This window comes from Edaphosphingomonas fennica (genome assembly GCF_003034225.1).
Taxonomy (GTDB): domain Bacteria; phylum Pseudomonadota; class Alphaproteobacteria; order Sphingomonadales; family Sphingomonadaceae; genus Sphingomonas_E; species Sphingomonas_E fennica.
In genome coordinates this window covers 1-21,593 of record NZ_PHHF01000058.1, presented here as the reverse complement: position 1 = coordinate 21,593, position 21,593 = coordinate 1, and the positions used below count along the sequence as shown (strand labels likewise).

Here is a 21,593-nt window from a genome sequence, read left to right as displayed (position 1 = left end):
TCCGCTCCCGACCGGAAAAATGGTGCGCCTGCCTGCCTGGGAGGCATGGCGTAGATCGACCAACGTTGCCGGATTCACCGATATGGATGGTGACCCCTACGAGTGTAGAACTTTATTCTCAAGCAAGTTCAGGGCGTCCCTAAGTCTGCTGTAAAATCAGTGATTTGTCTTGTACGGTGTCCGCGGTTGGTCGTCCTGATTTGCCTGAATTCCCATCGAAGTGTGGGAACGATTGTGGGATCATTTCAGGCAGGGAATCGAACCGATGGCCCTTACAGCGTTGAAGGTGAAGAACGCGAAGCCCGGTCGGCATGTCGATGGCCGGGGGCTTTGCCTGTTCGTGAAGCCGAGTGGCGCGCGGACCTGGGTGCTGCGGATGCAGCGCAATGGACGGCGACGCGACTACGGGCTGGGATCGGCGCTGGACGTGTCGCTTGCCGAAGCGCGCGACGCGGCGGCGGCGCTGCGTCGTCAGGTCCGCGAGGGCGTCGATCCGGTTGCCGAGCGGCGCAAGTCGCGCAAGGTCGTCCCGAGCTTCGAGACGGCAGCGCGCGACTGCTACGAGGCGTTGAAGGAGGGATGGAAAAACCGCCGTCATGCCAACTGGATTTCCAGCCTTGAGAACCATGCCTTTCCGTTGATCGGCACCAAGCCGGTGGATCAGGTCGACAGCACGGCCGTCGTGGAGGTGCTTTCGCCGATCTGGCTTGAAATCCCCGACACGGCGCGGCGCATCTTGCAGCGCATCGGCGCGGTGCTGGACTTCGCCCATATCAAGGGCTGGCTTCCGGACGAGGTGTCCTTGCGCTCGGTGCGCAAGGGGCTTCCCCGTCAGCTGGACAAGGGCGGCCATCTGGAAGCCATGCCCTATGCTGATGTTCCCGCGCTCATGCAGAAGCTGGCGGCGGCAGTGCCGACCAGCGGGCGGGATGCCTTGCGCTTCACCATCTACAACGCCGTGCGATCGAACGAGACGCGCTTTGCCGTGTGGACCGAGTTCGACCTGGACAAGGCGATATGGACCATTCCGGGCGAGCGCATGAAGGCCGGCGAAACCCATATCGTGCCTTTGTCGGCTCCCGTCGTGGCGCTGCTCCGCAGGCGGTGGAACGAGCGCGACAGCGACACCGGCCTTGTGTTCTCCAATGACGGGAAGAAGCCGATCAGCGACATGACCATGACCAAGCTGCTGCGCGACGACGGCATCAGGGGCGTGACCGTCCACGGCTTCCGCTCCGCCTTCACCGACTGGTCTTCGGAGCGGACGCGCTTCCCCAAGGAGGTTGCCGACAAGGCGCTGGCGCACAAGCTGCCCAACAAGGTTGAAGCCGCCTATCGCCGCACCGACTTCTTCGACAAGCGGCGCAGCCTGATGGCGCGTTGGGCTGAGTATCTCGACCGCACGGACACGCAGAACGGCAAGGGGAAGGACGCCGCCACCACGGCGTCCGAGCCTATCCCGCTTCGCGCTGCCGCCTGATAAGCGCGTGCAGGCTGGCGGTGGTGATGCGAGTGGACTTGCCCAGCTTCACCGTCTCGATTTCACCGGCCGCGATCAATGCGTATAATTTGGTGCGACCGACGCCGATCATGCGGGCGGCGTCGTTGACGCGAACGCAGATCGGATCGGGGGAAGGGCGCGCCGTCATGGCGCGGCCCTTTCCGTTTCGTCGGCGCGATAGCCGACCGGATCGGCAATCCAGCGCTGGACGGCTGACTCATGCCAGCCAGCGCCGTGAACGCTGATCCTGACTTGAGCCGGAAATGTCCGGTCAGCGATTTTACGATACAGAGTGGAGCGGGAAAGGCCGGTGCGTTGCAGCACCGTCTTGAGGCGGATGATTTTTTCAGGGTCGGGCATTGAGGTAACTTTCGACTTCGCCGTTGATATAATCCCCCTAAGAATAGAATTGACGGCCCGGATTCGCAGCGCAAGGGCGATCCAGCCAAGATGTGGCAAGCATAGTGCTCACGGCGGTATAAGTGTAGGAAGCGGCGGCGAACGGCGGTGAACTTCGGCAATCGGCGGCGGACGGCGGTGGACGGCGGCGTAGTGCGGTGACTGCCACCTTATACTTTGACGTTTCTTCACCAACCGTGACAATAAAGCCACGCCATTATGCGACTTGCTGGCAAGCGATGCGATCCGATGAACTTGGCGAGATTCCGATTCGCACGACATGGCGGGGCCTTTCTTTAGGTGGCCCGCCATTGCCACGAACTCATGCTGTCCCGGTTTTTCCCGCCGCGCAAGAGGGGGAGGCACTACAGTGCCGCCCATAGCCAAAATGGTGCCAAATGCGCGAAATTAGTCGCAAAAGCGCCAACACAGTAGCGCAAGGGGCAATCTTGTCCGCTTCGGCGGGCGGTCGTGACAGTGGGATGGCGCACGATGGCCTTGGAAGCGTCCCGCTTGTTCGCTATATTCCGCCCATGACCAAGGCCCATGCAGCACCGACCGAAAAGATCGTCCGCGATTCCAAGTCCGGGCGGTCTGTCGTCGTGCGCGGCGTTGGCGCGCTCAAGGGGCACTTGACGCTCAAGAAGGGCGTCGATCTTACCAAGCCCATCGCATCGCAGGCCATGAAGGGCGCGAAGACGCGGAAGCTCGAACCCGCCCACGCGAAGCACTGACCTTTGCCCGGAATCCTGCTCGACACGCACGCGCTCTATTGGCTCGTGAGCGGCGAGGAAGAATTGCTTGAGCAAGCCCTGGTCGCGATCGGTGAGAATCAGGAAGCTGGGACGCTGTTCGTGTCTCCGATTACCGCATGGGAACTATCGGTCGCGACCAAAAAGAACCGCGTGGCAGGCCGTCCGCATTTGGGCGACGACCCGCCCGACCGCTGGTTCCGTGAGGCGGTGCGCGTCACGTCCGCACGGATCATTCCGATCCAGCAGCGGATTTCGTGCGAAGCCGCCAACATCGTGACCGACACCGGCCATAAAGACCCCGGCGATTGCTTTCTGATCGCGACCGCGCGCGTGCGCCGAATACCGATCGTCACGCGCGACGAAATCATGCAGACGATCGCGGCGGAAAACGCTGGCTATCTGGACGTGATCGCATGCTAGGCGCGGGCTTGGTTTCCGGTTCCGCCTTGAACGCCCGCTTGCCGCGTTGATCGCGCGACGATTTGGAATGGTGAGCAACGCGCCGTAGCAAAGCGAACCTTGGTGGCCACCATCGCACGGGGCATGTCCGCATTGGGAGCGAAGATGATGGAAACCAGCGTGAGAGCGCTCTTTGAAAGATACGAGAGCCTGTTCAACCAGTCGCTTGGCGGCGACGTAAACATGGATGAGGTCGCAGCGCTATATGCTTCCGAGTTCATTGGGGCCGCGCCCGCTGGTGTCAGGGCCGGAAAGAACGACGATCAATTCAAGCAGGTCATGGCGCAGGGGTATGCCCATTATCGGGCGATCGGGACGAAAGCCATGCGGGTGCGCGCTATCCGCCTCTCTCCGATCGACGAGCTTCATTGCGTGGCCCATGTCGGTTGGACGGCGACCTATGCCCGCAAGGATGAACCGGACGCCGAGATAGATTTCGATGTTCACTACTTCGTTCAGAAGCTGGATGGAGAGCCAAAGGCTTTCGGCTGGGTATCCGGCGACGAGCAGGCGCTTTTGGCAAAGCACGGCATTATCTGAGGTTCGTTTCCGCCTCAAACGCCCGTTTGCCCTTCCGCTTCCATAGAGCGAGCGCGTTGTCGCGTTCCTCACCTTGCAGCTTCCCCGCGATCGACAGGAACGCGCCGTAGAGGGTGGCGCGGTCGTCGTCGGTCAGATCGACCAGCCCCGCCTTGACGACGAGGCCACCAAGCTCAATCAGGTGGCGCGTGCGTTCTCGCCACGTCCGAGCCGGAGCGCTGGCGCACCGTGGTTTTAGCTAACGCGCTCGTGCAGGAGAACCGCGACACTATTGTTGAATGTCGCGAGAAGGCCGCGAAGGCGAAGAAGCCGGTGCGCTGCTCCGTCGAGGTCGGGCCGGAGTCATGATGCCGCTTCCCCGTCCACGGCCGGCAGCCCCGCCTCATAAGCCGGGATCGGCGCGAGCCGCACGCCCCGGGGCGTTGCACGATGGTCATGGTTAGCTGGCGTCGGAATGGAACCGGTGCCGATAGCTCGCGACCCGTTGCGCCCGCGCCAACCAGCCCAGCAGCATGAGTTCGGTGGGATTGAGGAACGGCGTGCCGGGACGGTGGATCACCAGCGCGTTGCGGGCGGCAAGGTCGCGCAGTCGCGCGAATTGTGCGCCGAGGACCAGGGCGGCGTCCGGCCACCCGCGCATCTCACCCCGAAGCAGCCGGACAACCCGCTGCTCCGCGACGGAGCGGCGGCGCAGCGCCAGCCTTGCGGGGCGTGGGATGGTCGCAGCCCGCTGCATCAGCGCGCCCCGAGCAGGAATTCGATGGGCACCACCAGTCCAGCGTATCCCCCGGCTTGTCGTCAGGCGGCTTGGGCAGCGGCGAGGCGTGTTTGGGTAGGGCCACCGCCTCACGGTCGAGTTCGGGAAAGCCGCAGGAGCGTTTGAGGCGTGAGGACAACACCTTGCCTTCGCGGTCCATCACGATCCGTACATAGGGCAGCTTCCCAACGCTGATATATAGGTCACGCCTGTTTCTGCAATGCTACGGATATGTTCGAGCGTGACTCCACCCGACGCCTCAGTCGGCAAACGAGCGGGCCAGCCGGGGGGTGGCGACCGGCCCGCTCGAGATACCGCAAGTGTGCGGTCAACCCGAGGTGGGAGGGGGCACGATTGCCGCGGGCTGCTTCGTCGGTTTACTCGGCCGGTGCGCTGGGTGCGATAATACGCAAGTCGGACGTGACCAGTTCCAAGGCATAGGTGGCAGAGCGCACGCTACGCTCCGAAATGGAAGGGCAGAGTCCGCCAGCCATGCCCGATCGCACCATATTAATCTCCTCCGGGAATTCCATCTCGCAGGGCGGGTCACGTCTCGCGCCGGGCACGGGCGGAACGAACAAACCCTAAGACCTGGTCTGGCACGCGACCCTCGAAATCCCGCCACTGTACGCTCCGGCCCACGTCCGAGCCCCTGACTAGGTGGAGGGGGTTCTCCAAACCCCGTTTTCCGACCAGGCTCTCATGAACCCCTGCTTCAACGCGCCTATACGATCGTATGTCTCGGGCAAGGCTTCCACCCAATCGCTTCTTCGAAGGCTGCTCCGTAGCCTGACTGTCGCCGTGGCATTGCGGCATCTCGAAAGGAATGAAGCATGAAACTCGAAACCATTGCCAAACCTGGCAGGACCGACGCCGACGACCTTGTCCCTTCGCGATATGCGCTCAGCGTCGGCAGCCTGGATGTCCTCATCATTAGCGACGGCGTGCTGCCGCTGCCGACCGAAACCATGTCGACCAATGTGGCGCCCGATGCGCGCGCTGCCTGGTTCAACAACATGTTCCTCGGCCCCGACATGTTCGACTGGGCCCTGAACGTTCTCGTTGTGCGCAGCGGTGAGCAGATCATCTTGGTGGATGCGGGCCTTGGCGGACAGTTCCCCGGATTCCCTCGCGCCGGCCAGTTCCCCAAGCGCCTCGAAGCCGCTGGCATTCCGCTCGAAGCGGTTACGGACGTCGTCATCACCCACATGCATATGGACCATGTCGGCGGACTGCTCGTCGATGAGGTGCGCAACAGGCTGCGGCCCGATGTCCGGATCCATGTGACCTCGACCGAAGTCGAATTCTGGAAGGATCCCGACTTCTCGCTGACCTCGATGCCGTCGCCCGTGCCGGACGTTCTCCGCTCGACGGCCGCCCAGTTCGTGGAAGCCTATGGGGATAAAATCCGCACCTTCGAGAACGAACTTGAAGTAGCGCCGGGCGTCACGGCGAAGCTGACCGGCGGGCATACCCCGGGTCACTGCGTGGTACGGGTGGAATCCAACGGTGAGCGTCTGATGTTCGCGGGCGACGCCCTGTTCCCGGTGGGATTCGACCATCCAGACTGGCACAACGGTTTCGAGCATGATCCAGAGGAATCGGTGCGCGTCCGGGTTGATCTTCTTCGCGAGGCTGCGGCGACCGGCGAACTGCTGGTGGCGACCCACCTTGCCTTCCCTTCGCTCGGCCGGGTGGCGCTCGATGGCGATGCCTTTCGTTGGGTGGCGTCAATCTGGGACTATTGATCGCCAGGCGGCTCCGCCGGATCGGGGCGCGCATTCACCTGTCGGGAGAGCGCGCGCCCTGGTCGACACGGCCGTTCTGGCCGGAAGCCCTCGTTCCGCTCAAATCGAATGCGGTGCTAGCGCTTCGGCCAGAAAGTCAGTGAACAACCGCACGCGCAATGGGGCCAAGCGGCCGAACGCGTGCAGTGCCTGAACTGGAATCGCGGCGAGCGGGTCGTGCGGCAGCAGTTGGACGAGGCGCCCTGCGGCAAGTTCGTCCGCCACCGCGAGCCGGAGCAACTGCGCGATACCGACCCCGGCAAGCGCAGCGGTGCGCATCGCTTGTCCGGAATCGGTGTCGAACGCCCCATCTATTGCGAGTTCAGTGCCATCGGCAAAGCGGATCGGATACGCGTGTGAGCCGAGGCGATAGCGAACATGGGCGGCCTGCAGGAGATCGTCGCGTGTTGAAGGATAACCGGCACGATCGAGCCAGTCAGGTGCTGCGACGAGGACGAGCGGCAAGGTCGCGATGCGTCGCACCATCCAGTCGGCCGCTTCCACGGCGCCCACGCGTAGCGCGACGTCGAACCCTTCACGAACGAGATCGACATGACGGTCAGTGATGCTGATCTCGAGCTTGATGTCGGGATAGCGCGGGATGAAGCCACCGGTCAGATGATCGACGAGCGTGGGACCAAGCACGCCGGGAAGGCTGACCCGCAGCAACCCGCGCGCCGGGTCGTCACTGCTCAGGACATCGCTGGCTTCGTCAAGGGAACGCAGGAGCGGCGCCACGCGCTCATAATAGGCGGTTCCGTCGACAGTCAGTGCGAGCGAACGTGTCGAACGAAGGAAGAGCTTCACACCCAGGCGCTGCTCGAGCCGCTCCACGCTTTTCGAAACCGCCGATGGGGTCGTGCCCGCAAGGCGCGCCGCCGCGCTGAACGAACCCGCCTCTGCCGCCCGAACAAAGGCATGAAGCCCGCTGATCGATTCGAGTCCCGTGCTCATTCGATAGTTTTTGTCAAAAATCCTTTGCCTTCGTCCAGTCTAATTTCTCGTTCCGGAAAAGCCAGATATGCCTCCCATTTCAACATCAGAGGTAAAGCATGACAAGTTTGAGCGGAAAGGTTACCGTGATCACCGGCGGCAACAGCGGCATCGGGCTCGCGAGCGCGAAGCTCTTTGCGGAGCAGGGCGCCCATGTGGTGATTACCGGGCGGCGCCAACAGGCTCTTGACGACGCGGTGCGGGCCATCGGCCCGTCCGCGGTCGCCATCCGGGGCGACGTCGCCGATCCGGATCATCATCGCGAGATCGCGGACTTCGTTCGCGATCGCTTCGCCGGCGTCGACATCTACATGGCGAATGCGGGCGTCAACACGATCACGGCGTCGTCTGACGTGTCCCTCGCCGAGTATGACGCCCAGTTCGGCATCAATGCGCGGGGCACCTTCCTCGGCGTCCAGGCGATCGCCCCCCGGCTGCGCGATGGCGGCTCGATCATTCTCGTTGGTTCGCTCGCGAGCGACAAGGTGCTGGAGGGCCATGCGGTCTATGCCGGCACCAAGGCGGCGATCGGCGCCTTCGCGCGGAGTTGGGCGCTCGAGTTCAGGGACCGCGGCATCCGCGTCAACGTCCTGAGCCCCGGACCTACGGAAACGGAAATCCTCGAAAAGCTCGGTGTCCCCGCTGGAGAACGCGAGGCTTTCACCGCGATGATGGCGGGCGCGGTCCCGCTCGGCCGGCTTGGTCGGCCCGAGGAACTGGCGCGCGCCGCGCTGTTCCTCGCCTCGGACGCCAGCAGTTTCGTCACCGGCATCAATCTCCGCGTCGATGGCGGCATGGCGCTGCTTTGACCCTCTCATTCACCCCGGAAGGAAATCATGATGACCAAATCCGAAATCGACCCCGCGATCCATGACCTGATCCACGACGTCGTGCATGTCGGCAGCGCCTATGACATCGAAGGCATGGAGAAGCTCTATACGCCGGACCAGATCTTCCTGGTGCTTGGCAGCGACGGAGAGGTGACGCGAATTCGCCGCGACGATTCCATAGCCGAGTTCCGCTCTCGCCGGGACGCTGGCGAGGCACCGCTCTCGACTGAGCATCGCGTCCTTCATGTCGAACAGCAGGGCGATCATGCCACCGCGATCCTCTATCGCCGCATGAGTGCCGATGCACCGCCTGCAATGTACGAGCTGCGCCTGCGCAGCGAGTCCGGGATCTGGAGGGTGGCGGGCGAGACGGTGACGCCCTGGCCCGGCGGGATCGACGGCAACTTCCTTCCGCCAAGGCGGAAGGTGGCCTGAGCTTCGTTCGACGGCCGCATTTTCGGACATGCTCAGGAAAGAAAAGTGCCGGCCGCTACTGGCGAGGCAAGGGAGGAATCCCTTGCCTCGCCAAACGCGGACTAATATAGTCTCTGTTATGGCACATCTAACCGCAAGCGTGGAATATGGGCTGCATTGCCTGCTGGGATTGGTCGACGCCGGCGAGCAGCCGCGCAGCGCGCGAGACCTCGCCGCGTTTCAGGGCATTTCGCCTTCCTTTGTCGCGAAGATCTTTCCCAGGCTCGAGAAGGCGGGGATCGTCGAGGCCGCCGAAGGTGTGCGCGGGGGCTACCGGCTCGCGCGGGCGCCGGAGACGATCTCCGTGCTCGAACTGGTCGACGCCATCGAGGGGCCAAAGCCGCTGTTCGAATGCCAGGAAATTCGCAGTCGCTGCGCCCTGTTCGATGATGGAGCGCCCGGATGGGCGACACGCGGCGTCTGCTCGATACACGCCGTCATGCTCAAGGCGGAGAAGGCGATGCGCGACGCCCTCGCGAGCGAAAGCCTCGCGGACATTGCCGGGCGGCTTCAGCAAAAGGCGCCGCCCGCGTTTGGCATGGACACCAGGACATGGTTTGACCGGCGGATCGCCCGGCGGCGATCGGGAAGCCCGGCGCAGGGGAAGGACGGGACAGGATGATCACCAACACAGCCGAAGAGGAGCTGCCGCTCGTCTTCATCGTCGACGATGACGAGGATGTCCGCACGGCCATCCGCGAATTGATGCTCTCGGTCGGCATTGAGGCGGCATGCTGCGCCTCCACGCGCGACTTGATGGATTCTCCGCTTCTCGAGCGGCCGGGATGCATTGTGCTGGATGTCCGCATGCCGGGCGCGAGCGGTCTTGATCTCCAGCAGCATTTTGCCTCGGCGGGCATCTTCAAGCCGATCATATTCCTGACCGGCCATGGCGATATTCCCATGTCCGTTCAGGCGATGAAGGCGGGCGCGGTAGACTTTCTCACCAAACCGGTCCGCGATCAGACGCTGCTGGACGCGGTGACGGCCGGCATCGAGCGCGACATCGCGGGACGGGCGCATGCGCGTGCCGTGCAGCGTCACGTCGAGCATTTCGAGACGCTGACGCCGCGCGAATGCCAGGTGATGCGCGAGGTTGCCCTGGGGCGGCTGAACAAGCAGATCGCCTTCGATCTCGGCATCACCGAGATTACCGTGAAGCTGCATCGCAGTAACGTGATGCGCAAGATGCAGGCCGCTTCCGTCGGCGAGCTGATACGCGCCTGGGAAAAGCTGCCGACCGATATGCGTGAAACCGTCCAAGCCTAGTCTTTGGTATGGTAACAATGCCTTGCAAGCTGCGCGACAAAGATGACTCCTGCTCCGGAGTCTGCGTTAAAGAGGATGTCGCCCCTTGCCTGAACTGCCGACCGTCGCCATCGTGGACGATGACGAGGCTGTCCGTGAAGCTCTTGGAGACCTGCTGATGGTTTCGGGGCTCACCTGCCATACATTTGCGGGTGCCGCTTCCTTCCTCACCGCGTGCACTGAATTTCATTTTGACTGCCTCATCACCGATATCCGCATGCCAGGCATGACGGGTATAGAGCTCATCGAGCGCCTTCATGTCGAGGGCGCCGGGCTGCCGGTGATCGTCCTTTCATCGGTCCTGGATGAGCAGGCCCGCGCTCATGCGCTCTCGCTCGGAGCAAGGGCCTGGTTCACCAAGCCCGTCTCCGACGAGAGACTACTGGGCGCGATCGCGACGGCCATCGACGGTGGCCGGGGCGGTGGGCAATGACATCCCCGCTTCGTGAGTCGCGCGATCATGATGAAGCCGGCATCGCGGAGTTCGCGTCGGAAAGTATCGTCATTCTCGATGAGTCCGGCAAGGTGCGCAGCTGGAACCCGGCTGCCGAGCGCATCTTCGGCTGGCCCGCGCTTGCCCTGCGAGGGACGCGAATCGCGGACATCTCCCCATCGCCGGCCGACGAACGGCGCGCCTGGGCGCATCTGCTGCAAGAGGGATCCTGGCATGGACGCATCAGCCGATACACACGCGATGGCGGGATCGTCTGCGCCGAAGTGCGGCGCCACCTGCGCTACGACGGCACGGGCATGCATTGCGACGTTATCGAGTTCGCGTACCCGACACGCGATAGCGGGGAAACGCAATATGCAGCAGGGCCAGTTCCCGACCGCACGACCGCCGCGAGCTGGCAGATTGACGTCTCGCCCGCCGCGGAGATCATCGCGCAGATTGCCGCGCGGGCCGGCTCTGTTCCCGAAGACGAATTGCGAGATATTTACAGCCGTCTCGTCGAGCGGGCGCTGATTGTTGAGGTCAATGAGCGGACCGCGCGCCTGGTCGGCGGCAATCGCGGACCCGCTCTGCTGGCCGGCCAGTCGGTGGCGGCATTCTGGCCGGTGGGCAGCCGCGGCATACTTGCCGAGCTGGTTCTCGAGGCTTTGCGTGGCCGGGAGGGGAAGGTCTGCCGCCGCCAGCTCGCCTCGGACGGCATATTGCGCGATCCTCTCGTCACCGTCTGGCGGGCGGGGCGCGCGCATTCCGGGCGCTTGTTCATCGCGGTGAACGGTGCCGCCGATGACGATCGTTCCTATCTGTTCCTGCGGGCAAGCGAGGCCCGCTACCGCAAGCTGATCGACTATATGCCGGTCGCCCTCTGGCAGGTCGATGCCAGCCACATGGGGAAGATTTACGCGCAACTGAGAGCGGATGGCGTCGTCGATTTCGAGCGATATCTGGAGGAGCATCCCGAACTGGTCGAGCTTGCGGCCGCCACGGTGAACGTCACCGATGTCAATCGCCGCGCGATCGAGCTGGTGGGCGGTGCAGGCGTGCAGGACCTGATTCGACCCGTGGGCTATCTTTTCGCCGCCAATCCCGCCGCGCTGCGCCGTGTGATGATCGGTCGGTTCACCGGACGGAAGAACTACAGCGAGCTCATGAAGCTTCAAACCCTAGACAATCGGGTGCTCGATGTTCGCTTTTCGGTGACATATCCGGAACCGCTCCTCGAACTGGACACCACCATTTTCAGCCTTGAGGATGTGACGGAACAATTGCGCATGGAGACGCAGTTGCGCCAGCTTCAGGCGGATTTCAGCCACGCCGCCCGCGTTTCGATGCTCGGAGAACTGGCCAGCTCGATTGCCCACGAGGTCAACCAGCCGCTCGCCGCCATAGTCACGAACGCCGAAACGAGCCTGCGTTGGCTGGGGCGTGACAAGCCGGACATCGGAAAGGTCGAGCAACTCACCGCGAGGATCGTCGCCAGCGCACGGCGCGCGGACGAGATTGTGCAGCGTGTGCGCGGCATGGCCGTCAAGCAGGCGCCTGCCCCGGTCGAGCTCGCATTCAACGAAATCATCCAAGAAAGCCTGCTCTTCGTCCGCCACGAGATCGAGACGCGCTCGGTCCGCGTGAGGACATCCTATGCCCGCGGATTGCCGCCGGTGATCGGGGACCGGATACAGCTCCAGCAGGTGGTCGTGAACATGCTTATCAACGCGATCCAGGCCGTCGAGGGATGCGATGAAGCGCTGCAGGAAATCGCGCTCTCCACCGGCACCGATGAAAAGGGCGATCTTCTTTTCATGCTGGGCGATCGCGGACCGGGCATCGCACCCGATCATATCGCTCGCATATTCGACGGATTTTTCACGACAAAGACTCATGGGATGGGAATCGGCCTCGCCATCTGCCAATCCATCGTCACGGCTCATGGCGGCGAGCTGTCGGCATCCAACCGCCCCGGCGGCGGTGCGCAGTTCCGCGTCATCCTGCCCCGCGCCGGACGTTTCGCGGCGGCGGACCAGATCGCGGGACGCCCAGCTTGCGCGGAGGGGATCTGACTGTGCTTGTGCAGGCACAGCTTGCGCTACACGCTACACTGCACGAGGCGCGGATCGGAGGAGCAAATAGTCCCACGGATCGCTGTGCGGCGAGGCTACACCCTCGCCGCACAGGTGCGATCGTGACGACCTCGTCCTCCTATGCTCTGTGGCCTGATGCAGAAGGTTCAACGACGATTCCTCTCTCGCAAAGCCGGCTGGCTATCGCGATCGTTCTCTTGACCACCGGCGCGACTGCAACAGTGCGCAGGGAACCCACTGCCCCGCTCGATATCGGCCTGCCCGGTGAAGCCCGAATGGGCCGCCGGGGCAGCGGTGGTGCTGTCTACCCTGGTGGTCCCGAACATGTCGGCAAGGCGTCGGCGCCAACACGCGGTTTGAAGCGGCTCTCGAGACGGATTTTATCCGGTCAGTGCCGGGGAGGGCTGTCGCGATGACCACGGAGTCGCTTCGCGAGGTCGAGCGCAAGCTGCGCATTCTCGAAACCATGCCGGGCTTCGGCTGGTCGGCCAATCCCGCCGGGCAGTTCACCTATGTCACGCCCAACACGCTGAGCTTTCTGGGCGTGGCCGGCGAGGATCTCAACGCATCCTACGCTGACGACGAATTCGGATGGCGACAGGTCATTCACCCGGACGACTATGAGCGTGTTGCGGCCAGATGGCGCCATTGCCTGCAGACCGGCGAGCATTATGACACGGAACATCGCCTGCGGCGCGCGGACGGCAGTTATCGCTGGTTCCGGAACTCGGGTCGGCCGTGCCTGGGAGAAGACGGCACCATCACCGAATGGTTCGGGACGACGATCGACATTGACGATCAGGTCCGACTCTGCCGGGACATCGCGGAACGTGAAGCCAGAATACGCCGGCTCGTGGACTCGGATATCATTGGAATCGTCATCTGGGATCTGGATGGAACACTGATCGATGCCAATGACGCGTTCCTGGGGATGGTCCAATATGATCGCGAGGACTTAAAGGCCGGGCTGCGGTGGTTCGACATGACGCCGCCGGAATGGCAGGAAGTCCATGGTCGCGAGGAGGCTGAAGAGCTTGCCGCGACCGGGAAGATGGAGCCTCGCGAAAAGGCGTTCTTCCGCAAGGATGGCAGCCGGGTGCCGGTCCTGATCGGCGCGGCCTGCTTCGATGGGCAGTCCAGGCAGGGTGTCGCCTACATTCTCGATCTGACCGAACGCAAGCGCGCTGAAGAGGCCTTGTACGACCAGAAACGCGAACTGTCCCAGCTCGTGGACATGATCCCGAGCTATTTGTGGCGGGTCACGCCACAGGGTGTGCCGGAGTTTTTCAACGAGCGGCTGGCCGATTTCCTGGGACAGGACGTAGCTGGCGTGAACAAGCAGGACAAGGGCGGACCCATCGCCTTCATCGAAGCTGTTATTCATCCGGAAGACGCTGCCGGCGTGGCCGACGCATTCGAGCGATCGCTAGCCAGCGGTGATGTTCTGTCCATGAAATGGCGCATGCGCCGTGCGGATGGTGTATATCGCTGGATGGCGGCGAGTGCTGAACCGATGCGCGATGCCGATGGTCGGATCGTAAACTGGTATGTCGCGTCCATAGATATTGAAGACGAGATTCGCACTCAGGAAGCTTTGCGCGAAAGAGAGCGGATGCTCCACCATCTGGTCGAGACGCTGCCGGCCATGATCGATTGTGCGACTGCAGATGGGGAACCCATCTACCGTAGCCAGCAGATGAGAGAGTATCTCGGTTATGATTTCGAATATCTCGACTCATCGGGCAAGTCTCGTCTGAACGGCACGCTCGAAGCCAGCGTTCATCCTGACGACCTGCCGGGTGTTAAGGCACACTACGGCCATTCGTTAGCGACCGGCGCGCCCTATGCTCGAAGACACCGTCTGAGAAGTTCAAACGGTGAATATCGCTGGGTTGAAACACGCGCTGCGCCCATGCGCGATGCCAGGGGCGCAATCGTACAGTGGAATGTCATCTGCCTCGATATCGACCCTGAAGTCAGGGCCCAGCAGGAATTGAAGCTCGCCCAGGAGCGCCTTGCGCGTGCAAGCCAGGCGGCGAGTCTCGCGGAACTCTCCGCCTCTATTGCGCATGAAGTAAACCAGCCTTTGGCCGCAATCGTGGCGAACTCCCATGCCTGCCATCGCTGGCTCTCCGCTCAGCCGGAGAACATCGAGCGCGCTAAGATCACCGCCGAGCGTATCATCCGGAATGCGAACGCAGCAGCCGACATCGTGAGCCGCATCCGCGCCCTGTTCAGTCAGTCAACGGAACTGCGGACGATCAATTCGCTGGAAGCCGTCATCGCCGAGACGCGCGAGCTCCTCGCGGACGAGGCGGCGCGTAGGCATGTCCATATCGACATCGACATTGCTCGTGATGTTCCCTCTCTGGCGTTCGATCCGGTTCAGATCCAGCAGGTGCTGATCAACCTCATGCGCAATGGCATGGAGGCGATGGACAAAGCGGCGCACAGAAGGCTCCGGCTGAGCGTGCGCCGGTTCGACGATATCGTGAGGACCCAGGTCAGTGACAGCGGCCCCGGCATCGAGCTACCCGACAGGATGTTCGAACCGTTTTACACCACCAAGCAGCACGGCATGGGAATAGGCCTCGCCATTTGCCGATCCATCGTCGAAGCACATGGTGGGCAATTATGGGCCGAGAACAACGACCCGAATGGCGCGACGTTCACTTTCTCGTTGCCGATCAGAAAGACCCCGGCGACCCGAGAAGGATCAGCCGCAGCGGATGGGTGAAGACTATGAATTTCCCATCGTAAAGGCGATGGGGTGTGCATAGGTAGGCGAGGTTCGCTGCGGCAAGACGAAAGCCCGCGCGGCGACATCCTCGACCTTCCCTTTTTTGAACCTTCCGTCGAAGAGCGTCCATGCGTTCAGATGAGGCCGAGCGCCTTCGCCACGCCATCGCCATAAGCGGGGTCTGCGCGATGGCAGTTGGCGATGTGGCGCTCCTGCACCGGTCGCGACGCTCCGCTGATCTGCCGAGCCGTGTTGGCGAACAGCGTGGCGCGCTTCGCTTCGTTCATGTTGCGGAACAAGATACCCGGCTGTTCCCAATGATCGTCTTCGTCGCGATGATCCCAGTGAGCCGCTTCACCATCGATGGATAGTCCCGGCTCGTTCAGTGAGGTCTGGTCCTCCCACACGCCATGGCTGTTCGGATAGAAGCTCGGCGTTGCGCCGAGATTGCCGTCGGTACGCATCGCGCCGTCCCGGTGATAGCTGGTGAAGGGACATTGCGGCGCGTTGACCGGGATATGCAGGTGATTGACCCCGAGCCGATAGCGCTGCGCGTCACCATAAGAGAAGAGACGCGCCTGCAGCATGCGATCGGGTGACACGCCGATCCCCGGAACAAGGTTCGCCGGCGAAAATGCTACCTGCTCAACCTCCGCGAAGTAGTTCTCGGGATTGCGATTCAGCTCGAGCGTGCCGACACGTATCAGCGGATATTCGCCCTTCGGCCAGACTTTGGTGACGTCGAACGGGTTATGCCGATGCGTCCTCGCCTGGGCTTCGGTCATCACCTGGATTGCGAGCGTCCATCGGGGAAAGTCGCCACGGTCGATCGTTTCTAGGAGGTCGCGGCCGTGGCTTTCCCGGTCATTTCCGATCAGTGCTGCCGCCTCGTCATCTCTCAGGTTCGCGATGCCCTGTTCGCAGCGAAAGTGGAATTTGACCCAGTTACGCTCACCGGCGGCATTGATCATCGAATATGTGTGGCTGCCGAATCCGTGCATGTGCCGGTAGCTTTTCGGAATGCCGCGTTCGGACATCAGGATTGTGATCTGGTGCAATGCCTCGGGGAGCAGCGTCCAGAAGTCCCAGTTATTTTCCGCGCTTCTCAGGCCCGTTCGCGGATCGCGCTTTACCGCGTGATTGAGGTCGGGAAAACGCAACGGGTCACGAAAGAAGAAAACGGGCGTGTTGTTGCCGACAAGGTCCCAATTGCCTTCTTCGCTGTAGAACTTGACCGCGAATCCGCGAATGTCGCGCTCGGCATCGGCTGCCCCGCGTTCGCCGGCAACCGTTGAGAACCTCACGAAAACCGGCGTCTGCTTGCCGACCTCGGAAAACAACCTCGCCTTCGTGTAACGCGATATGTCATGCGTGACGGTGAATGTGCCATGCGCACCCGATCCCTTGGCGTGCATTCGCCGTTCGGGAATGACCTCGCGATCGAAATGGGCGAGCTTTTCGATGAGCCAGACGTCCTGGAGCAACGCTGGCCCGCGACGACCGGCAGTGAGGATGTTGAGATTATCCGCCACCGGTGCACCATTCCCATGGTGAAGCGGAATCTTGCTGCGCATTTCGACGTCTCCTTGCCGTTGATGCCGGAGAACTTGGCTCGCGAGACGCCGGCTCACGATTGTACCTGGGGTCTTGGAGAACCGATCCGTTCGGCCAGGAAGAAACTAGGAACGCGCGGTGATGCCACGCTTTTCGAGCGTGTCGCCAATACCGTCCTGCCCTGTTTGCTGGGATGTGCTCGACCTTTGTATAGCTCCGCCGAGCCTCCCGTAGGGTCGTGAAATCACGGGTTTTCGGTATCTCCAAACGTGCCGCTCCGTCGAAATTCGTGTCTGACGGAGTTGGCGTCGTGCAGAGGAGCACAAAATGCCGCCACTCAAGGATTTCATGATCGATCGCCGGGAATTCTGCGTCGCCGGCGGCGCTGCTGTGTTCGCGAGCGGTCTGGCCTGGCCGGTCGCAAGCCTCGGCGCATCTCACCCTAGCGCAAATCAAGGAGCTCATCCGATGAACTTCATTTCCGCAAATGACGGAGCCCAGATCTTCTACAAGGACTGGGGTCCGCGCGACGCGCAGCCGCTCGTCTTCCATCATGGTTGGCCACTCACGGCTGACGAGTGGGATAACCAGCTGCTGTTCTTCCTCGCGCACGGCTACCGCGTCATCGCTCATGACCGGCGTGGCCATGGCCGCTCGACCCAGACCGATGGCGGGAACGACATGGATACTTATGCCGCGGATGTCGCGGCGCTGGTTGCTACACTCGACCTCAAGGGTGCCGTACATATCGGGCATTCAACCGGCGGCGGCGAGGCGGCTCATTATGCGGCGCGCGCCACACCCGGCGCGCTGGCAAAGCTCATTCTGGTCGGCGCGGTGCCGCCGGTGATGGTCAAGAAGGAGAGCAATCCGGGCGGTCTGCCGATCGAGGTGTTCGACGGTTTCCGCAAGGCGCTCGCCGAGGATCGCTCCCAATTCTATCTCGATATCGCCGCCGGGCCGTTCTATGGTTTCAACCGCGAGGGCGCGAAGATCAGCCAGGGGCTTGTCCAGAACTGGTGGCGACAGGGCATGGTCGGAAGCGCCAAGGCCCATTACGACTGCATCAAGGCGTTCTCGGAGACGGATTTCACCGATGATCTCAAGAAGATAAAGGTGCCGACGCTCGTCATGCATGGAACTGATGATCAGGTCGTGCCTTTCGCCGATTCCGCGCCATTGTCGGTCAAGCTGCTCGCGAACGGCGTACTCAAGGCCTATGACGGTTATCCGCACGGCATGGCGGCAACCCACGCCGACGTGATCAACGCGGACATGCTGGCCTTCATTCGCGGCTGACGCGCGGCGCCGGGACGGACAGGCCGTTCGTCCCGGCAAGGCGCAACCGCCGCGACAGAAACGGAAGGAGAGCGAGATGGGCATGGCTGGCGACGGCCACCGGCAGGACCCGTGGCACGACATCTTCCCTCCGAAATCGCCGACACCGATGCGCGCGCCCGGACACGGATCTGGGACGCAGCTGTCGATCGGCCCGGACGGGGCGCAGCTGGAACGGCGCGGCTTCCTCCTGTCCGCGCTTAGCGGGGCGGCCTGTCTCGCAACGCCCGCAACCCCGGCGCGCGCCGCGCCGCCGGGCAGGCTGATGCCGACGCCATCCTCCCGTTTCGGCCCGCTCAAGCGGGTGCGCACGAGCGTACTGGAAATCGCCTATGCCGAAGCAGGGCCAGCGGACGGCCGGCCCGTCCTGCTGCTTCATGGCTGGCCCTACGACATTCACACCTACGCCGATGTCGCGCCGCTGCTCGCGGCTGCGGGCTTCCGCGTGATCATCCCCTATCTGCGCGGCTTTGGCGCGACCCGCTTCCTCGCCGAGGCTTCTCCTCGCAACGGCCAGCAGGCCGCGCTGGCAAGCGATGCGATCGAACTCATGGAAGCGCTGGGTCTCGAACGTCCCATCGTCGGCGGCTGTGACTGGGGCGCGCGAACGGCGTGCGTTCTCGCCGTCCTCTATCCCGCGCGGGTCCGTGCGCTTGTCTCGGTGAGCGGTTATCTCATCGGCAGCCAGGCGGCGGGCGCAACACCGCTCGCGCCCGAAGCGGAGCGGAGCTGGTGGTATCAATATTATTTCGCGACCGAGCGCGGGCGCCAGGGCTATGCGTTGCACACGCACGATTTCGCTCGGCTGATATGGAAAACCGCCTCGCCCCGCTGGACCTTCGACGAGCCTACCTTCCTTCGCTCGGTCGCCGCGCTCAACAATCCCGATCATGTCCCGGTCGCGATCCACAATTATCGCTGGCGGCTGGGCCTGGCGGAGGGCGAGGCGCGCTACGCCGCGATGGAAGAGCGGCTCGCATCCTTTCCTCCCGTGACGATCCCCGCCGTGACGCTGGAGGGGGATGCGAATGGCGCACCTCGTCCGCGGGCCCGTGATTATCGGGCGCGCTTCACCTCGGCCTATGAGCACCGGCTTGTCGAAGGCGGCATAGGCCATAACCTCCCACAGGAAGCGCCGGACGCCTTTGCCCGCGCGATCGTCGACGCCGACCGGATGGCTGGGTGATCCCGAGGATGCGCGGGCGCTGGGCGACCGGGTGGCTCATGGGACATCGCAGCCGGTCAGCCGGGCGCTCTCGGTCCAGAGCGCTTCCGCCATCGCAGGGTCGATGGCGAACGGACGCACGCCAGGTCCACCGAGCTGACCGTCCGGAACGACAGCCGCAATGTCGCAATCCTCGCAATAGACCCCGCCGATGCCGTCAAGGGCGGGCGAGGTTGCACACCATATCGTCGTCGCGGCGCCTTGCTGCGGACTTTTGAGATCGCGGTCGGGATCGACAATGGCGGAACCGTCTGCGTCCACGGCTCCGAACCGGGCGATCTCCTCGCGCGTGAGGTGCCGCGCGAGCGGGCCGAGGATGGAGCCGGGATGGACCGAGAAAGCACGAACGTCATGCTCGGCACCCCGCGCGTCGAGCGCGACGACGAAGAGGGCATTGGCCGTTTTCGCCTGACCATAAGCAAGCCATTTGTCATAGGCGCGGCGCCTGAAATCGAGGTCGGACAGATCAAGCCCGCCGAGCTGATGTGCACGCGAAGAAAGAATGACAACCCGCGCGCCGGCGGCACGCAGCAGTGCCGGCCACAGCGCCGCCGTCAACCGGAAATGGCCGAGATGGTTCGTGGCGAACTGACCCTCATGGCCTTCCGCATCACGAAACAGCGGGCTTGCCATCACGCCGGCACTGAGAATCAGCAGATCGAGCGATGGCGCGCTGTCCATGACCTGTGCGGCGAACCCGGCGATTGACGCGGGATCGAGCAGGTCCATCGGTAAAAGCTCGACATTGTCGAGGTTCGAAAGGGCCTCGCGCGCCGCCTGCGGTTCGCGTGCCGGCACGACCACGCGCGCGCCTCTGGAGGAGAGGAGCCTGACCGTTTCCCGGCCGAGATTGGAGGCGCCGCCGGTCACGACGGCGGTCTTTCCCGAAAGGTCCAGGCCATGGGCGACCTCTTCGGCGGTGGTGAAAGGTCCAAGGCCGGTCCCAAGCGGCTGCTGAAAAGAGGGCATGTACAATCTCCTGTCCGATTGACAGGCAAAATGGAAAGCCGATGCAGGTGTTGCTATGTCTGAAAATCCCAATTCCTATCGAGATCCTGCTGAATTGTGCGAGGATCCCTTGTCGCAAATCCTGTCGCTCGTCGATGCGCGCGCCGTCGTGTCGACCGGATTGAGGGCGCGCGGGAACTGGGCCGTTCGCGTCGCTCCGGTGCGTGCGCTCAAATGCAACGTCATCAAGCAGGGCGCTTGCGAGCTGAAGGTCGGCGAGGAGCAATGGTCGCTTGAGGAAGGCAGCTGCTTTCTCGTGGCTGCCGACCTTCCCTTCGTCATCGGAACGGATCTCAATCGCGTGCCGCGACCCGCGACGGAAGTCTTCGCCGGCACGCGGGCGAATGATTGCGCCTGGCTCGATGCAGGTCCCGGCCGTGATTTTCATTGCCTCGGCGGTCGCATGGAGTTGCCCGACACCGCCGATTTCCTAGTCGATGCCCTGCCGCCGGTTGTCGTGATCCGCGCCGATGAGCCGGTTGCCCGGCGGCTGCGCTGGCTTGCCGACCGGCTGGGAGAGGAACTCGCGTCGCAAGCGGCGGGCGCATCGGCGATGGCGGCCCAGATCATGCAGATGGTCTTCATCGAACTCATCCGGAGCCTTCCCGAGGGACAGGCCGGGAGCTGGCTTGCCGCACTCGCCGATCCACGTGTCGGCGCTTCGCTGCGGGCCATGCACCGAAATCCGGAACGTTTCTGGCGGATCGAGGATCTTGCGGGCATCGCGCACCTCTCGCGGTCGCGCTTCGCGACGCGGTTTCGAACGGCTGTCGGCCATCCGCCGATGGATTATCTGCTGAGATTGCGGATCGCGCTCGCCCGGAAGGCGCTTGCGCAACCGGGCACAACGATCGCGGCGGTTGCCGCACGCGCCGGTTACAGCTCGGAAAGCGCCTTCGGCTTTGCCTTCCGCCGGATTACGGGCCTGACGCCGCGCCAGGCTCAGGCAATGGCCGGCCGCACGAAAGGCTGAGTTGTCGCCACACCTCATCGCGCATGGGCGATCGCATGTCAGGTTTCAGCTGGCTTCAGCCATTTGGTCTCCGTGGGCGCGCGATAATGCGTCATGGCACGCAGCAGGGACACCGGGTCCTCCTGCACGAGCAGCATCTCGCGATGGACCTTTTTCAGGAATCCCTGCGCCGCGACATGATCCAGAAATTCCAGCAGCCGATCGTAAAAGCCGAGGATGTTGAGCAGGCCGCAGGGCTTGGCGTGGCTGCCGAGTTGCGCCCATGTCCAGATCTCGAACAGTTCCTCGAATGTGCCGATGCCGCCGGGCAGGGCGATAAACCCATCCGAGAGAGACGCCATCAGTGCGCGGCGACAACTACGATGGCCGGTTGAGCGGCGACTATGATGGCCGGTAGGATCGGTTGTCTGGTCTGATCGTAGG

The 21,593-nt window shown here is 63.1% G+C and carries 23 protein-coding genes and 2 pseudogenes; 16 read left to right on the top strand and 9 right to left on the bottom strand.

The window, feature by feature from the left end:
* Positions 1–265 precede the first annotated feature (265 nt).
* Complete coding sequence (locus CV103_RS14000) at positions 266–1,480, top strand: tyrosine-type recombinase/integrase (protein ID WP_107395327.1); 1,215 nt, start codon at positions 266–268, stop codon at positions 1,478–1,480.
* Here CV103_RS14000 and CV103_RS13995 read toward each other — a convergent pair.
* Entirely contained in the window at positions 1,455–1,649 is a 195-nt protein-coding gene (locus CV103_RS13995) for a helix-turn-helix domain-containing protein (protein ID WP_107395288.1), read from the bottom strand. The genes CV103_RS14000 and CV103_RS13995 overlap by 26 nt on opposite strands.
* On the bottom strand, positions 1,646–1,861 hold the full coding sequence (locus tag CV103_RS13990) for a helix-turn-helix transcriptional regulator (RefSeq protein ID WP_107395287.1): 216 nt from the start codon (positions 1,859–1,861) through the stop codon (positions 1,646–1,648). Before CV103_RS13990 ends, CV103_RS13995 begins: the two co-directional genes overlap by 4 nt.
* Positions 1,862–2,433: 572 nt before the next feature.
* On the opposite strand from CV103_RS13990, the gene CV103_RS13985 reads away from it, so the two are divergent.
* The 3 genes from CV103_RS13985 to CV103_RS13975 all read left to right on the top strand — a co-directional run bounded on the left by CV103_RS13985 (position 2,434) and on the right by CV103_RS13975 (position 3,654).
* Positions 2,434–2,634, top strand: a complete 201-nt coding sequence (locus tag CV103_RS13985) for a hypothetical protein (RefSeq protein ID WP_146163433.1) — start codon at positions 2,434–2,436, stop codon at positions 2,632–2,634.
* 3 nt (positions 2,635–2,637) lie between these two features.
* Positions 2,638–3,075 (top strand): type II toxin-antitoxin system VapC family toxin, encoded by a 438-nt coding sequence (locus CV103_RS13980; protein ID WP_107395285.1) that lies wholly within the window; start codon positions 2,638–2,640, stop codon positions 3,073–3,075.
* Between the two features lie 102 nt (positions 3,076–3,177).
* Positions 3,178–3,654, top strand: a complete 477-nt coding sequence (locus CV103_RS13975; RefSeq protein WP_245896846.1) for a nuclear transport factor 2 family protein — start codon at positions 3,178–3,180, stop codon at positions 3,652–3,654.
* Here CV103_RS13975 and CV103_RS13970 read toward each other — a convergent pair.
* Positions 3,647–3,853 (bottom strand): annotated as a pseudogene (locus tag CV103_RS13970) (conjugal transfer protein TraD); the annotation flags it as partial. The gene CV103_RS13975 and the pseudogene CV103_RS13970 sit on opposite strands and share 8 nt — an antisense overlap.
* Positions 3,854–3,876: 23 nt before the next feature.
* Here CV103_RS13970 and CV103_RS23255 point away from each other — a divergent pair.
* A pseudogene (locus CV103_RS23255) lies at positions 3,877–4,002 on the top strand (DUF6118 family protein); the annotation flags it as partial.
* Positions 4,003–4,093: 91 nt separating this feature from the next.
* Here CV103_RS23255 and CV103_RS13965 read toward each other — a convergent pair.
* Together CV103_RS13965 and CV103_RS13960 are read right to left on the bottom strand one after the other, a co-directional pair.
* Positions 4,094–4,390: a hypothetical protein gene (locus tag CV103_RS13965; protein ID WP_107395284.1), complete on the bottom strand. Its 297-nt coding sequence runs from the start codon at positions 4,388–4,390 to the stop codon at positions 4,094–4,096.
* Complete coding sequence (locus CV103_RS13960; RefSeq protein ID WP_245896845.1) at positions 4,296–4,571, bottom strand: energy transducer TonB; 276 nt, start codon at positions 4,569–4,571, stop codon at positions 4,296–4,298. Before CV103_RS13960 ends, CV103_RS13965 begins: the two co-directional genes overlap by 95 nt.
* 673 nt (positions 4,572–5,244) lie before the next feature.
* On the opposite strand from CV103_RS13960, the gene CV103_RS13955 reads away from it, so the two are divergent.
* Positions 5,245–6,159, top strand: a complete 915-nt coding sequence (locus CV103_RS13955) for an MBL fold metallo-hydrolase (protein ID WP_107395283.1) — start codon at positions 5,245–5,247, stop codon at positions 6,157–6,159.
* A 99-nt stretch (positions 6,160–6,258) separates the two neighbouring features.
* On the opposite strand, the gene CV103_RS13950 is transcribed toward CV103_RS13955, so the two are convergent.
* A complete protein-coding gene (locus CV103_RS13950; RefSeq protein ID WP_107395282.1) occupies positions 6,259–7,152 on the bottom strand; it encodes a LysR family transcriptional regulator in 894 nt (297 codons plus the stop codon).
* 125 nt (positions 7,153–7,277) lie between these two features.
* Here CV103_RS13950 and CV103_RS13945 point away from each other — a divergent pair, with 125 nt between their 5' ends.
* From CV103_RS13945 to CV103_RS13915, 7 genes are all read left to right on the top strand, one after another.
* Positions 7,278–8,000 carry an SDR family NAD(P)-dependent oxidoreductase gene (locus CV103_RS13945; RefSeq protein WP_245896843.1) on the top strand — a complete coding sequence of 241 codons (723 nt, stop codon included), beginning with the start codon at positions 7,278–7,280 and terminating at the stop codon, positions 7,998–8,000.
* Positions 8,001–8,030: 30 nt separating this feature from the next.
* Positions 8,031–8,456: a nuclear transport factor 2 family protein gene (locus CV103_RS13940; protein ID WP_107395324.1), complete on the top strand. Its 426-nt coding sequence runs from the start codon at positions 8,031–8,033 to the stop codon at positions 8,454–8,456.
* Between the two features lie 139 nt (positions 8,457–8,595).
* The gene (locus CV103_RS13935) at positions 8,596–9,117 is read left to right on the top strand and encodes an RrF2 family transcriptional regulator (protein ID WP_245896842.1); all 522 of its coding nucleotides are present in this window, start codon (positions 8,596–8,598) and stop codon (positions 9,115–9,117) included.
* Positions 9,114–9,764: a response regulator transcription factor gene (locus CV103_RS13930; RefSeq protein WP_107395279.1), complete on the top strand. Its 651-nt coding sequence runs from the start codon at positions 9,114–9,116 to the stop codon at positions 9,762–9,764. The genes CV103_RS13935 and CV103_RS13930 overlap by 4 nt, the downstream gene beginning before the upstream one ends.
* 85 nt (positions 9,765–9,849) lie before the next feature.
* Entirely contained in the window at positions 9,850–10,236 is a 387-nt protein-coding gene (locus CV103_RS13925; RefSeq protein ID WP_245896840.1) for a response regulator transcription factor, read from the top strand.
* Positions 10,233–12,311 carry an ATP-binding protein gene (locus CV103_RS13920; RefSeq protein ID WP_107395278.1) on the top strand — a complete coding sequence of 693 codons (2,079 nt, stop codon included), beginning with the start codon at positions 10,233–10,235 and terminating at the stop codon, positions 12,309–12,311. The genes CV103_RS13925 and CV103_RS13920 overlap by 4 nt, the downstream gene beginning before the upstream one ends.
* 433 nt (positions 12,312–12,744) lie before the next feature.
* Positions 12,745–15,069: a PAS domain-containing sensor histidine kinase gene (locus tag CV103_RS13915; RefSeq protein WP_107395277.1), complete on the top strand. Its 2,325-nt coding sequence runs from the start codon at positions 12,745–12,747 to the stop codon at positions 15,067–15,069.
* Positions 15,070–15,206: 137 nt separating this feature from the next.
* On the opposite strand, the gene CV103_RS13910 is transcribed toward CV103_RS13915, so the two are convergent.
* Positions 15,207–16,646, bottom strand: a complete 1,440-nt coding sequence (locus tag CV103_RS13910) for a catalase (protein ID WP_107395276.1) — start codon at positions 16,644–16,646, stop codon at positions 15,207–15,209.
* 448 nt (positions 16,647–17,094) lie between these two features.
* Between CV103_RS13910 and CV103_RS13905 the strand changes: the two genes are divergently transcribed.
* Together CV103_RS13905 and CV103_RS13900 are read left to right on the top strand one after the other, a co-directional pair.
* Positions 17,095–17,925 carry an alpha/beta fold hydrolase gene (locus tag CV103_RS13905; protein WP_107395275.1) on the top strand — a complete coding sequence of 277 codons (831 nt, stop codon included), beginning with the start codon at positions 17,095–17,097 and terminating at the stop codon, positions 17,923–17,925.
* A 76-nt stretch (positions 17,926–18,001) separates the two neighbouring features.
* A complete protein-coding gene (locus tag CV103_RS13900; RefSeq protein WP_342749170.1) occupies positions 18,002–19,150 on the top strand; it encodes an alpha/beta fold hydrolase in 1,149 nt (382 codons plus the stop codon).
* Between the two features lie 36 nt (positions 19,151–19,186).
* Here CV103_RS13900 and CV103_RS13895 read toward each other — a convergent pair whose 3' ends face one another.
* Positions 19,187–20,158: an SDR family NAD(P)-dependent oxidoreductase gene (locus tag CV103_RS13895; protein ID WP_107395273.1), complete on the bottom strand. Its 972-nt coding sequence runs from the start codon at positions 20,156–20,158 to the stop codon at positions 19,187–19,189.
* 55 nt (positions 20,159–20,213) lie between these two features.
* Here CV103_RS13895 and CV103_RS13890 point away from each other — a divergent pair, with 55 nt between their 5' ends.
* On the top strand, positions 20,214–21,170 hold the full coding sequence (locus CV103_RS13890; protein ID WP_107395272.1) for an AraC family transcriptional regulator: 957 nt from the start codon (positions 20,214–20,216) through the stop codon (positions 21,168–21,170).
* Between the two features lie 38 nt (positions 21,171–21,208).
* On the opposite strand, the gene CV103_RS13885 is transcribed toward CV103_RS13890, so the two are convergent.
* A partial coding sequence (locus CV103_RS13885; protein ID WP_107395322.1) for an LOG family protein occupies positions 21,209–21,593 on the bottom strand: 385 nt, incomplete at its 5' end.